Genomic DNA, 13,230 nt, shown 5'->3' with positions numbered 1-13,230 from the left:
GTGGAGGGATCTATTTCGTCATGGCAACAATCTCGTTCGAGCGCACGACCAGGCTTTTTCCCGGCTCCGACACCCCCGCGGTGAACGAGCTCGACCTGCACATCGAGGACGGTGAATTCCTCGTTCTGGTCGGCCCCTCCGGCTGCGGCAAGTCGACGTCGCTCCGGATGCTCGCGGGGCTCGAAGAGGTCAATTCCGGTCGCATCCTCATCGGCGGCAAGGACGTCACCAATTCCGAGCCCAAGGATCGCGACATCGCGATGGTGTTCCAGAACTACGCGCTGTACCCGCACATGACCGTCGCCGAGAACATGGGGTTCGCGCTCAAGCTGGCGAAGGCGAACAAGGAAGACATTCGCACTCGCGTCGAGGAGGCCGCGAAGCTGCTCGACCTCGAGCCGTACCTGGATCGCAAGCCGAAGGCCCTCTCCGGCGGTCAGCGTCAGCGAGTTGCCATGGGCCGCGCCATAGTCCGGCAACCTCAGGTGTTTCTGATGGACGAGCCGCTGTCCAACCTCGACGCCAAACTGAGGGTTCAGACGCGGACGCAGATCGCACAGCTACAGCGTCGGCTCGGCACGACTACGGTGTACGTCACCCACGATCAGGTCGAGGCCATGACGATGGGCGATCGCGTCGCGGTGCTCAAAGGTGGTGTGCTGCAACAGTGCGCCACGCCGCGCGAGCTCTACCGCACCCCGGTCAACGCATTCGTCGCCGGGTTCATGGGCTCGCCGTCGATGAACCTGTTCCGTGCTCCGGTCACCGACGGCGGCGTCCGCCTGGCCGATCAGGTGATTCCGGTGCCGCGTCAGACACTCGGTTCTGCGACCGAGGTGATGTTCGGTATTCGGCCCGAGCACATCGAGATTGCCGACAGCGGAATAGCTCTCGAGATCGACGTCGTCGAGGAGCTCGGTTCCGAGGCCTTCGTGTTCGGACGAGCGGACATCAACGGCAAGTCCGAAACCATTGTCGCTCGGGCCGATTGGCGTAGCCCGCCCGAGAAGGGCGACCGCGTCCATGTGCGCATCGACGACGCGCACGCGCACATCTTCGACGCCTCCGCCGAAGGTCACCGCCTGAACTGATCACCCTCCTCGTGCGCGTTGTGCGTAATTCAAGCTACGCACAACGCGCACGACCTCAGACCAGCAGCTCGGCGATCTGAATGGTGTTGAGCGCGGCACCCTTACGCAGGTTGTCGCCCGAGACGAACAGGGCCAGTCCGCGGCCCTCGGGAACGCCCGGGTCCTGACGGATGCGGCCGACGAGGGAGTCGTCTTTGCCTGCGGCTTGCAACGGCGTCGGCACATCGACCAACGAGACACCGGGTGCCGAGGCCAGCAATTCACGAGCACGCTCCACCGAGAGCGGACTATCGAACTCGGCGTTGATCGACAGCGAGTGCCCGGTGAACACCGGCACGCGCACGCAGGTGCCACTGACCAGCAGGTCGGGCAGTCCGAGGATCTTGCGCGATTCGTTGCGCAGCTTCTGATCCTCGTCGGTTTCGCCGGATCCGTCGTCCACCAACGCGCCGGCCAGCGGCAGGACGTTGAAGGCGATGGGCGCGACGTACTTGTTCGGGGCCGGGAAATCCACCGACGAACCGTCGTGCACCAGCTTTTCGACGTCGCCGATGACGGCGCGCGCCTGGGTGGCGAGTTCCTCGACACCGGCGAGTCCGCTGCCGGAGACGGCCTGGTAGCTCGAGACGATCAGACGCTGCAGGCCTGCTTCGTCGTGCAGCACCTTGAGCACCGGCATCGCGGCCATGGTGGTGCAGTTGGGGTTGGCGATGATGCCGCGCGGCGGGTTCTTCGCTGCCTCGGGGTTGACCTCGCTGACCACCAACGGCACGTCCGAGTCCTTGCGGAACGCGGACGAGTTGTCGATGACGGTGGCACCTGCAGCGGCGAAGCGCGGTGCCTGCTCACGGGAGAGCGTGGCTCCTGCCGAGAACAGTGCGATATCGATGCCGGTCAGATCGGCGGTGGAGGCGTCCTCGACGATGATCTCCTCGCCGCGGAACGGCAGCTTCTTGCCCGCCGAGCGTGCGGAGGCGAAGAATCGAACGGTGTCGGCGGGAAAGTTGCGCTCCTCCAACAGGGTTCGCATGACGGCACCGACCTGGCCGGTGGCTCCGACTACTGCAACTGTGGTCATCGTTATCGTCCTGTTCCTGCGTGTACTACGGCTTCTTCGTCGCCACCCAGATCGAAGGCGGCGTGCAACGCGCGCACTGCTTCGTCGAGCTGGGTGTCGCTGCACAGCACCGAGATACGGATCTCGGAGGTGCTGATGAGATCGATGTTGATACCGGCGTCGGCGAGGGCCTCACAGAACGTCGCGGTGACGCCGGGGTGGCTCTTCATGCCGGCACCGACGAGCGAGACCTTGCCGATGTGATCGTCGTAGAGCACCTGCGCGAAGCCGATTTCGGCCTGCAGCTTGGTGAGCTTCTCCACTGCCGTCGGGCCGTCGGCCTTGGGGCAGGTGAAGGTGATGTCGGTCTTACCGGTGTCGATCTTCGAGACGTTCTGCAACACCATGTCGATGTTGATTTCCGAATCGGCGACGGCGCGAAAGACCTTGGCGGCGTAACCGGGGGTGTCGGGCAGACCGACGACCGTGACCTTCGCCTCGCTGCGATCGTGTGCGACGCCGGTGAGAATTGCTTCTTCCACTGGAATGTCCTCCATAGATCCGGAGACGATCGTTCCGGGTTTTGTGGTGTACGACGAGCGCACGTGTACGGGAACGTTGTAGCGACGGGCATATTCGACGCAACGCAGCATGAGCACCTTCGCGCCGCAGGCGGCCATCTCCAACATCTCCTCGAACGAGACGGTGTCGAGCTTCTGAGCGTTGGGAACGATGCGCGGGTCGGCGGTGAAGATGCCGTCGACGTCGGTGTAGATCTCGCAGACATCGGCGTTCAACGCCGCGGCGAGGGCGACGGCGGTGGTGTCGGACCCACCACGACCGAGCGTGGTGACGTCCTTGCTGTCCTGGCTGACGCCCTGGAATCCGGCGACCAGAACGATCGAGCCTTCGTCGAGCGCGCTGCGCACACGGCCGGGGGTGACGTCGATGATCTTGGCGTTTCCGTGCACGCTGGTGGTGACGACGCCTGCCTGGGAACCGGTGAACGACCGCGCCTCGGCACCGAGCGAATGAATGGCCATCGCGACCAGCGCGTTGGAGATGCGTTCACCCGAGGTGAGCAGCATGTCCATCTCGCGAGCCGGCGGGGCCGGGCACACCTGCTGTGCCAGGTCGAGCAGTTCGTCGGTGGTGTCGCCCATCGCCGACACGACGACGACAACGTCGTTGCCCGCCTTCTTGGTCTCGACGATTCGTTCAGCGACGCGTCGGATACGTTCGGCGGTCCCCACCGACGATCCACCGTACTTCTGGACGATGAGAGCCACGCGTATTACCTCCGCTGGATAGCCGACAATCGTTCGATTGTCCGCGGGTCACCTTACCGAGCGAGCGGCCCGAACAGTGGTCCGGGTAGCTCCGAGCTGGGATTTCAGGGTGGTCTGCCTGCGGCTTCGCCTGTCCTAACATGTTCGAGTGACCGTTCCAGAACATCTCCCACCACCGCCGGCCCGAGGTCTGCGGGTGCTCTTCGGGCTGCCCGCTGTCGGCCGTCGCTGGCCGGGTGGTCTGCGTTCGGCGCTGGCGTTCGGGGTTCCGGCGATCGTGGCGTGGCTGCTCGGGTTCCACACCGAGGCACTACTGGTGGTCTCGGGCAGTTTTGCGGTGATCTACGGCGAGGGTCGCCCCTATCGATCGCGCTGGTGGGTAGTACTGATCGCAGGCGGCGCGCTGGTGGCCTCGGTGTGGCTCGGCGCGACGGCCGGGCAGCTCGCCCTCGACTTCGGCGAGACCGGGTGGGCACGGATGATTCCGGTGGCCGTGCTGTCGATTCTCGCCCTCGTTGCGGTCTACGTCGTGGCGGCGCTTCGACTCGGTCCGCCGGGAGCCTTCTTCTTTGTGCTGGTGTGCGCGGTCGCGTCGTACCTCCCTGCCGCCGACATTAGCGCGACCCGCGGCGCCGTCTGTGCGGCTATCGGCGTCGCGTCGGCGCTGGTGGTCGCGATGTCCGGGGTGGTGCGGGATCCGAAAGGACCCGAACGAGCGGCGGTCGGTGCGGCGGTGGCCGCGATCGAGAGATACACGAGCGCGCCGACGGCCTCCGTCGCCGATCGGCACACTGCCGCCTCCCGTCTGCACGCGGCGTGGGCCGCGGTGTACGAGGCCGGATCCGCGCGCGCGACCTCGCGCCCTCCGCTGGTACAGACGCTGTTCGACGCCCATCTCGCGTTTGCGGCTGCCACGTCGGCGCGCGCCGGCACCGTGCCGGACCCCGAGAACGAGGCAGAATCGGCACGAGATCAACTGCCGCTGGCTCGTCCGAGCATCGGCTATCGGTTGAAGCGGTCGTTGCATCGAGATTCACACGCGGCGTCCACGGCGATCCGGGTGTTCTGCGCGGCGCCAGCTGCGGGCGGGATCAGTGTGGCGCTGGGTCTGAGCAGGCCGGATTGGGCGATCCTCGGCGCAGTCCTGGTGCTCCAGCAGGGGCCGGATCGCGTCCACGGGTCATACCGCGGCATGCAGCGACTCGGCGGCACTCTGGCCGGAGTGGTGTTGTTCTCGGCAATCTATCTCTCGCCGCTGACCGGTCTCGCCGTGATCGTGGTGCTGATGGTGCTGCAGTTCGCGATCGAGATCAGCGTGGCGCGCAACTACGGTCTCGCCGTCACATTCATCACCCCGCTCGCGTTGTTGATGGGCACCATCTCGCATCCGGGTGCTCCGCTCGGCGGCATCGTGGTGGATCGGGTGGTCGAAACCGCGGTGGGGGTTGCCCTCGCGTTCGCGGCCCTGTGGTTGTTGTTGCCGGGCGCTTTTCGACGCGCACTGTTGTGGTCCGATCGGCGGGTTCTGGACCTGACCGCCCGTTTGCTGACCACGCTGCGAACCGAGACGGTCACGGCGGCAGCCACTCTGACGCTTCGAAGGGACGTGCAGTTCGAGCTGGTCGGCGCAGCGCTCGCGGGAGCCGAAGCGGCGCACAACGATCGCCGCTGGGCGCATCGCGTGTGGACCCGCCATGCAGAGGTCGATCACCTCGGATACGAACTGCTCGCACAGTGTTGGACCGCGGCCGATGTCGGACGGCTGAACGACATCGAGCAGTGGCAGCGCAGGCACGACACCGTCGCCGAAAAAGTCGACTCCTGAACCCTCGGGTAGGCGGTCGGTCTGCGGTAGTACACTCACCCCATGCTGCGAGCTCTCCTTCTTAACAGCCGCGACGGGGTCTGAGACCAGACTGGCTTCCCGTCGCGGGGTTCGTTGCGCCGGTCGAACACATTGTTTTGATCTGTACGGAGAGACGAAGACCATGTCACCAGCCGACGCATTCACCTCGGGATCTCGCACCATCACCCCGCCCTCGCGGCCCGCGCCCAGCGACCAGCCCGCCTGGAACACCCAGAAGAACTCCTCGATGCCCACGTTCCGCTATCGGCCGTTCGCCGAGGAAGTGGAAGCCATCACCCTCCCCGACCGCACGTGGCCGGACAAGATCATCGACCGGACGCCGCAGTGGTGTGCGGTGGATCTGCGCGACGGCAACCAGGCTCTGATCGACCCGATGAGCCCGGCCCGCAAGCGCCGCATGTTCGACCTGCTGGTCCGGATGGGCTACAAGCAGATCGAGGTCGGCTTCCCGTCGGCCAGCCAGACCGACTTCGATTTCGTCCGCGAGATCATCGAAGACGGCGCGATCCCCGACGACGTCACCATCCAGGTTCTGACGCAGTGCCGTCCCGAGCTGATCGAACGCACCTTCGTCGCCTGCGAGGGTGCCCGAAGCGTCATCGTGCACTTCTACAATTCCACCTCGATCCTGCAGCGCCGAGTGGTGTTCCGCGCCGATCGTGATGTCATCAAGAAGATCGCCACCGACGGTGCCCGCAAGGTTCTCGAGGAAGCCGCCAAGTTCCCCGATACCGATTGGCGCTACGAGTACTCCCCCGAGTCCTACACCGGCACAGAACTTTCCTACGCCAAAGAGGTGTGCGACGCGGTCACCGCGATCATCGATCCCACGCCCGACAAGCCGTTGATCCTGAACCTGCCCGCAACGGTCGAGATGGCGACACCGAATGTCTACGCCGACTCGATCGAGTGGATGAGCCGCAACCTCGATCGCCGCGACAGCATCGTGCTGTCGCTGCATCCGCACAACGACCGCGGAACCGGTGTTGCCGCAGCAGAACTCGGCTACCAGGCCGGCGCAGACCGCATCGAGGGGTGCCTGTTCGGAAACGGCGAGCGCACCGGCAACGTCTGCCTCGTCACGCTGGGTCTGAACCTGTTCACCCGCGGCGTCGATCCGCAGATCGACTTCTCCAACATCGACGAAGTCCGCCGAACCGTGGAGTACTGCAACCAACTTCCCGTCGCCGAGCGCCACCCGTACGGCGGAGATCTGGTCTACACCGCTTTCTCCGGCAGCCACCAGGACGCCATCAACAAGGGCCTGGATGCAATGAAAGTCACTGCGGACGAGCAGGGTACGGATATCGGCGACGTCACGTGGCAGGTTCCGTACCTGCCCGTCGACCCCAAGGATGTCGGCCGCACCTACGAGGCCGTCATTCGCGTCAACTCGCAGTCCGGAAAGGGTGGCGTCGCGTACATCATGAAGTCCGATCACGGACTGAACCTGCCGCGTCGTCTGCAGATCGAGTTCTCCCAGGCCGTGCAGCGCATCACCGACGGTGAGGGCGGCGAGGTCTCGCCCAAGGAGATGTGGGACGTCTTCGCCGAGGAGTACCTGACGCCGATCCGTCCGCTCGAGCGCATCAAGCAGTCGGTCGTCGCGGCCGAGCACGACGGCGGCACCGACACGATCACCGCGACGGTCAAGGTCGATGGCGTCGAGCAGGAAATCTCCGGATCCGGCAACGGACCTCTCGCCTCCTTCGTCGACGCGCTGTCCACCATCGGCTACGACGTCAGCGTGCTGGACTACTCCGAGCACGCCATGTCCGCGGGTGACGACGCCCAGGCTGCGGCCTACGTCGAAGCTTCGGTCACCTCGCCTGCGGGCGTCGCCACCACCGTCTGGGGCGTCGGAATCGCGACGTCGATCACCACCGCATCACTGCGTGCCGTGGTCTCGGCCGTGAACCGCGCTCTGAAATAAGTTCTCTGCACGACGTAAAGCCGCCCATTCGTTGCGAATGGGCGGCTTTGTCGTATTGGTTCGACGCCCGGTGGCGGTCGCCATCGAAAGCAGGTCGTCGTCGACCGGAAGAACAGCTAGCGCAAGCAGGCTGCTCCCTGGTACGCGACCAATTGCTTCTGTATGTCGGTGGGCACCGGGATCCGCGCGTACACCGGCTTTTCGTCGCCGAAGGCAAGGTAGATCGGAAAGACGAATGGCTTCTTCGAGTCCGCGATCACGTGCGCTTCGCACGACGCTGTGGTGATGGTGAGCGGAATGACCAGGGAATCGTCGTCGGACTGCAGTGTTCGAGGGAGCGCACCGGTCAGGTCGTAGAGGACGCTGCCCCGCAGTTCGTCGACCCGAATCGGTCCGTCGAAAGACCCACGAGACACCACCACACTGGCGAACAGCGGATCGGTCGAGACCAGAGGGGGTGACGAAAGCGAAAGCTCCACCGAGACTTTCGACAAGACTTGCTCGGCCGTGCACTCTTCCGAATGGATGCGGTCGATGATGTCGTACGGTTGCTCGAGCGGAACCTCGACATCCTGCTCCGGTTCTCCTTTGCGGGTCACGGACAGGCGCGCAGCCAACGGTCCTACAGTCGAGTCACATCGGGCCCCGCCGTACGGAGTCGGTATATCGATCCGGCCGCCCTTCTGCAGCTCGATCTCGCGCACAGTGGGCGCGACGGGTGCAAATCCAGGAGACGCGAGTGCGATGGTGTGCACCGCAATCGGTCGTTCACCGGTGTTGGCGATCGTGATCTGGAACTGACCACCGATCGCATCGTCGACGCGCGACCGGTAAGCAGAGGCGGTCATGTCGATTGGGGTGTCCTGCTCGGGGGGATTCGAGCACCCTGCCAGCGTCAGAACCACTACTGCCACGACACCGCCGGCGCGGGAAGCGGCGACCGCAGGTCCGACCGACCGGCGTCGAGTACCCGGGTCCGCCGCATGCGCTGGGGCAGCGGCGTCCGCGCTCCCGTATGACCGGTCGCCGCGGAATCCACAGCGCGGAATGCAGCGGTCCATGACGCCGGCAAGGATCCTGCCTCGGCCTTCGAACCGAAGAACCGCCCCTGAACTCGCTGACAGGTGTCCCATTACCGAACCTCCGGTTGCGCGGCTCCTTGCACAAACCTATGCGCGCTTCGCACCGATGGCAGTCATCGGGTCGCGATTGGATCTACGGACTCAACCGATCAGTCACCCCGAACTCATCGATTACAACGAAGCGGCCTGAACCCGACGAACCAACAGCTCAGACCATCAAGCGCCGAACGGGCGGCTTCTCGCACGCACCGTGAGCTATCCGGTCGATCTTGCGGGGGAGACATAGCGCAGGTACAGCCACGTCAGCAGAGTGAACACCGCTCCCGCAACGACCGCCTGCAGCAGGGACTCCCAGACGGACCCGCTGTCGAGAAGAACGAAAATGGCGAACATCAACACGGTGTACACGCCACTGGCCACGAGTAGTTTCATTACGCCTCCCCTGGTTCTCGTCGATCAGGATCGTTACCCACGCTAACTCAATGCACGACAAAGAGAAACCTCTCAACCGACGTCATCGCCGGTACGCCGCATGGGACAATCATTCTGCCGTCGGGGCACACAATGGAATGGAAGTTCGCCATGGACTCTTTCTGGGATTTTCTTTGGCTTCTCATCGTCGGATTCGCCTTCGTGGCGTACCTGATGGTGATGTTCTCGATCATCGGAGACCTTTTCCGTGACCACAAGACATCCGGGGTTCTGAAAGCGGTGTGGGTGTTCTTCCTCATCGTTGCGCCGTTCCTCACCGCGCTGGTGTACCTCATCGTGAACGGCAGCAGCATGGCCAAGCGTCAGGTCGCTGCCCTACAGCACGCGAAGGACCAGCAGGAGGAGTACATCAAACACGTCGCCGGACATTCCGCGTCCGAAGAGATCGCACACGCAAAGGCATTGCTGGACAACGGAACCATCGATCAGGACGAGTTCAGGACACTGAAGGCCAAAGCGCTGTCCTGAACTCGGCTTCTAGTCGGAACGCGTCGAGCACAGCGGCGATCGCCGGTAGTCGACGCGCACCGGGCCTCGTGGCGAGTTCGTAGATGCGGCCGGCCCGCACACCGGACAGTTCTCGCCGCACCAAGCCCGGATGAACGACGGCATAGCGCGGCATCAGCGCTACCCCGTGCCCGGCGGCTACAAGAGTCTCGGTCACTCGAAAGTCGTTGATACGCTGCGCTACTCGTGGCTCGACGCCAGTGACGGCGGCAACAGAGAGCAGCACGTCGTCCACAGGGAATCCGCCGCGGACGCTGATCCACCGCTCGTCGGTCAGCTCTCTCAGGTCAACCGTTTTGTGCTGCGCCAGTGCATGATCGGGAGGCAACACCAGATCGATGGGTTCGCGCATGAGGGTCGTCACTTCGATGCGCGGGCCTGCCGTCGACGGAGCCCGATCGTCCCGGTGGGTGAGCACCACGTCGTAGTCGGCGAGTAGTTCGGGCACCGACGATGCCGGCAGATCTTCGTCGCGCGCATCGATGTCGACGTCCGAGCCCGCGAGACGGGTCAACACTCCGGGTAGGAGCAGCGCGGCACCGGACGGGAACAGTGCCACACGGACGCGTCCCTGCGGGGACGCTCGGTATCGATCCATCTCTGCAGTGGCGCGGGCGAGGGCCGCGAGCACATCGTCGGTTCGCAGCACCAACGCGCGGCCGGCGTCGGTGAGGCGCAGCCGACGCCCATCGGGTTCGAGCAGTGTCACGCCGGCCTCGCGAGCCAGCAACTTGAGCTGTTGAGACACCGCCGACGGCGTCATCGACAGGGCCTCGGCGACGGCGGCCACGGTTCCGCGGTCGGCAAGTTCCGCCAGGATCCGAAGCCGCTCCACGTTCATACAGAAAATCTTAACTGTTGATGCGGATATATTCGATTGTGCTCATCATTTGCTCCAGTCACGATTGACGGCATGACCACTCGCGACCGCCTGCTCGGATTGACCGTCGCCGTGCTGTGGGGGCTGAACTTCCTCGCCATCCGCGTCGGGCTCGATCACTTTCCACCCTTCTTCTTCGCCGCGCTGCGGTTCCTGGTCATCGCAATCCCCGTCGTGTTGTTCGTCCCACGCCCGAACGTCCCACTGAAGTGGTTGCTGCTCTACGGCTTCGGCTTCGGCTTTCTTCAGTTCGCCTTCCTGTTCGCAGCGATGGCGGCGGGCATGCCCACCGGATTGGCGTCGCTCGTGCTGCAGTCGTCCGCGCCGTTCACCGTCGTTCTCGGTGCGGTTCTGCTGCGCGAACACGTCACCCGCAGGCAGGCCATCGGCATTGCGATCGCCGTGGTCGGCATGGTGCTGATCGGGTGGGACCGTGCCCAGAACGCCACCCTGCTGCCGGTGATCCTCACCCTGCTCGCCGGCCTCGGCTGGGCGTTCGGCAACCTGGGGAACCGACTCGCCAAATCCGATTCCCCGATGACGCTGATGCTGTGGATGACCGTCATCCCGCCGGTGCCGATGCTGGCGCTCTCGGCGATCGTCGAGGGTCCGAGCACCGGCTGGCAGGCCCTCGCCGAGTCGTTCGGTCCGCAGGGCTGGCCCGGCCTGGTCGCGTTGGCCTACATCGTGATTCCGGCCACCATCATCGGCAGCGGCCTCTGGAGCATTCTGATGAGTCGCAACCCCGCCGGACTGGTCGCACCGTTCTCACTCCTGGTTCCCGTGGTGGGCATTGCCGGTGCATGGATCTTCCTCGGCGAGAACCCGTCCGTGCTGGCGTTGATCGGCGGAGTCGTCGTGATCGGCGGCTGCCTCGGCGGTATGGTCGTCCGCCGACCCGCCGAAGTGCGGGAGAAAGTGCCGGTGTGAGGGGCGGGAGTGGAGCCTGCGGAATGACCCAGGGTTAGCGGGAGTGGAGCCTGCGGAATGACCGAGGGGCAGCAACCGCCGACGTGAAACTGCATGCTCTTCTGTGCCAGACTCGGCGGATGGTTGAAGTGGGTGAGCGCAGGCGTATCGGCGCACGGGGCCGCGTGGCACTGCGCGCGGCGGAGCTGGCGACCTGGGCGTCTCGCAAAGCAGGCCGAGGCAAGGGCTCGATGATCGGCGGACTCGTCGCACTCAAGATCGACCCCAACATCCTCGGCGGGCTCGGCCGGGGTCGACGCACGGTCATCGTCACCGGCACCAATGGTAAATCCACCACCACCAGAATGACCGCCGCAGCCCTGGCCACTCTCGGCGATGTCGCCACGCAGGCGGACGGCGCGAACATGGACGCCGGCATCGTCGCCGCACTGCACGCGCACTTCGACGCCGAGCTGGCTGCCCTCGAAGTCGACGAGCTGCACGTCCCCCACGTATCCGACGCTGTGGACCCGGCAGCCATCGTGTTGCTCAACCTCAGTCGCGATCAGCTCGACCGTGTGGGCGAGATCAACATGATCGAGCGCAAGCTGCGCGCCGGATTGGCCCGGCACCCGGAGACCGTGGTCATCGCCAACTGCGACGACGTACTGGTCACGTCGGCGGCATTCGACGCACCGAACGTAGTATGGGTCGCCGCCGGTGGCGGATGGGCAGGCGACTCGGTCAGCTGCCCCCGCACGGGCGAGCCCATCCTGTGGGAGGGCGAGCACTGGTACAGCACCGGCAGCGACTTCAAGCGTCCGACGCCGGATTGGTGGCTCGACGACGAGAATCTCTACGGTCCCGACGGGCTCGTCCTGCCGATGACGTTGTCGCTGCCAGGAAAAGCCAACCGCGGCAACGCAGCTCAGGCAGTAGCCGCTGCCGTGACGCTGGGCGCGAACGCAGAAGATGCCGTCGCGGCCGCGTCGAGCGTCGACGAGGTGGCCGGGCGCTACTCCACCATCCAGTACGGATCCCATTCCGTCCGAATGCTTCTCGCCAAGAACCCTGCCGGCTGGCAGGAGGCGCTGTCGATGATCGACCCCACCTGCGACGGACTCGTCATCGCAGTCAATGGTCAGGTACCGGACGGCGAGGACCTGTCGTGGCTGTGGGACGTTCGCTTCGAGCACTTCGAGAACGTCGCCGTGGTCGCCGCCGGTGAACGCGCGACCGACCTCGGAGTCCGACTGCTCTACGCGGGCTCGCAGCACACCACCGTCGCAGATCCGTTGCAGGCCATTGCTTCCTGCCCGCCGGGACGCGTCGAGGTACTCGCCAACTACACCGCGTTCCGCGACCTCGGTCGCGCGCTGGCACGTGAGGTGAAAGATGTCTGAGTCCACCGTTCGCATCGGCCTCGTTCTGCCCGACGTAATGGGCACGTACGGCGACAACGGCAACGCGCTCATTCTGCGACAGCGGCTGCGCATGCGCGATATCGACGCCGAGGTCGTGCAGATCACCCTGAGCGATCCGGTTCCCGATTCACTCGACGTGTACACCCTTGGCGGAGCAGAGGATTCGGCTCAACGCCTGGCGACGCGTCACCTCACTCGGTACCCGGGATTGCAGAACGCAGCCGCTCGCGGTGCCCCCGTGCTGGCGATCTGCGCCGCGATCCAAGTACTCGGCCACTGGTACGAGACGTCCGCCGGCGAACGCGTCGACGGCATCTCCCTGTTCGACGTGACCACCGCACCACAGGCCACCAGGTCCATCGGCGAGGTCGTCACCGAACCCGCACTCGACGGCCTCACTCAGAAACTCACCGGATTCGAGAACCACCGCGGTGGAACAACTCTCGGCCTGGACGCGTCCCCATTGGCCAAGGTCACCCACGGGGTGGGCAACGGCGTCGGCGACGGACGTGAGGGCGTCGTACAAGGGTCGGTACTGGGCACGTACATGCACGGGCCGGTACTTGCCCGAAACCCGGAGTTGGCAGACTACTTGTTGGAGCGTGCCTTGGGCACCACGCTCGCTCCGCTCGAGTTGCCCGAGGTTGCGCAACTCCGCAAGGAGCGGCTGCGATAAGTGCCTACGGCAGTGGTGCGGTC

General features: G+C 65.0%; 12 protein-coding genes. 7 read left to right on the top strand and 5 right to left on the bottom strand.

Annotation, left to right across the window (positions count from 1 at the left end):
* Positions 1-20: 20 nt before the first annotated feature.
* Positions 21-1,091, top strand: a complete 1,071-nt coding sequence (ugpC, locus tag CH294_RS12490) for a sn-glycerol-3-phosphate ABC transporter ATP-binding protein UgpC (RefSeq protein ID WP_032379999.1) — start codon at positions 21-23, stop codon at positions 1,089-1,091.
* Between the two features lie 55 nt (positions 1,092-1,146).
* Here the strand turns inward: ugpC and CH294_RS12485 are convergent, their stop codons facing one another.
* Both CH294_RS12485 and CH294_RS12480 read right to left on the bottom strand, forming a co-directional pair.
* Positions 1,147-2,169: an aspartate-semialdehyde dehydrogenase gene (locus tag CH294_RS12485; RefSeq protein ID WP_094738120.1), complete on the bottom strand. Its 1,023-nt coding sequence runs from the start codon at positions 2,167-2,169 to the stop codon at positions 1,147-1,149.
* A 2-nt stretch (positions 2,170-2,171) separates the two neighbouring features.
* Positions 2,172-3,437, bottom strand: a complete 1,266-nt coding sequence (locus CH294_RS12480) for an aspartate kinase (protein WP_032379997.1) — start codon at positions 3,435-3,437, stop codon at positions 2,172-2,174.
* 148 nt (positions 3,438-3,585) lie between these two features.
* Between CH294_RS12480 and CH294_RS12475 the strand changes: the two genes are divergently transcribed.
* Both CH294_RS12475 and leuA read left to right on the top strand, forming a co-directional pair.
* Complete coding sequence (locus CH294_RS12475; RefSeq protein ID WP_141216503.1) at positions 3,586-5,262, top strand: FUSC family protein; 1,677 nt, start codon at positions 3,586-3,588, stop codon at positions 5,260-5,262.
* Positions 5,263-5,425: 163 nt separating this feature from the next.
* Positions 5,426-7,237: a 2-isopropylmalate synthase gene (leuA, locus tag CH294_RS12470; RefSeq protein ID WP_032404554.1), complete on the top strand. Its 1,812-nt coding sequence runs from the start codon at positions 5,426-5,428 to the stop codon at positions 7,235-7,237.
* Between the two features lie 116 nt (positions 7,238-7,353).
* On the opposite strand, the gene CH294_RS12465 is transcribed toward leuA, so the two are convergent.
* Positions 7,354-8,085, bottom strand: coding sequence for a hypothetical protein (locus tag CH294_RS12465; protein WP_141216502.1), 732 nt, complete (start codon positions 8,083-8,085; stop codon positions 7,354-7,356).
* A 489-nt stretch (positions 8,086-8,574) separates the two neighbouring features.
* Positions 8,575-8,751 carry a hypothetical protein gene (locus tag CH294_RS27470; RefSeq protein WP_170944703.1) on the bottom strand — a complete coding sequence of 59 codons (177 nt, stop codon included), beginning with the start codon at positions 8,749-8,751 and terminating at the stop codon, positions 8,575-8,577.
* Positions 8,752-8,901: 150 nt separating this feature from the next.
* Here CH294_RS27470 and CH294_RS12460 point away from each other — a divergent pair, with 150 nt between their 5' ends.
* Positions 8,902-9,279: an SHOCT domain-containing protein gene (locus CH294_RS12460; RefSeq protein ID WP_094617997.1), complete on the top strand. Its 378-nt coding sequence runs from the start codon at positions 8,902-8,904 to the stop codon at positions 9,277-9,279.
* Here the strand turns inward: CH294_RS12460 and CH294_RS12455 are convergent.
* Positions 9,248-10,159 carry a LysR family transcriptional regulator gene (locus CH294_RS12455; protein ID WP_037150015.1) on the bottom strand — a complete coding sequence of 304 codons (912 nt, stop codon included), beginning with the start codon at positions 10,157-10,159 and terminating at the stop codon, positions 9,248-9,250. The genes CH294_RS12460 and CH294_RS12455 overlap by 32 nt on opposite strands.
* A gap of 72 nt (positions 10,160-10,231) precedes the next feature.
* Here CH294_RS12455 and CH294_RS12450 point away from each other — a divergent pair, with 72 nt between their 5' ends.
* From CH294_RS12450 to CH294_RS12440, 3 genes are all read left to right on the top strand, one after another.
* Entirely contained in the window at positions 10,232-11,128 is an 897-nt protein-coding gene (locus CH294_RS12450) for an EamA family transporter (RefSeq protein ID WP_094703779.1), read from the top strand.
* Between the two features lie 119 nt (positions 11,129-11,247).
* A complete protein-coding gene (locus tag CH294_RS12445) occupies positions 11,248-12,510 on the top strand; it encodes a Mur ligase family protein (protein ID WP_094703778.1) in 1,263 nt (420 codons plus the stop codon).
* Positions 12,503-13,207 carry a glutamine amidotransferase gene (locus CH294_RS12440; protein WP_032404549.1) on the top strand — a complete coding sequence of 235 codons (705 nt, stop codon included), beginning with the start codon at positions 12,503-12,505 and terminating at the stop codon, positions 13,205-13,207. Before CH294_RS12445 ends, CH294_RS12440 begins: the two co-directional genes overlap by 8 nt.
* The last annotated feature ends 23 nt before the right edge of the window (positions 13,208-13,230 follow it).

This window comes from Rhodococcus sp. 14-2483-1-1, from assembly GCF_002259335.1.
In the GTDB taxonomy this organism is placed as follows: Bacteria; Actinomycetota; Actinomycetes; order Mycobacteriales; family Mycobacteriaceae; genus Rhodococcoides.
The sequence above is the reverse complement of the archived record's forward strand: the minus strand, read 5'-3'. Positions and strand labels throughout refer to the sequence as shown.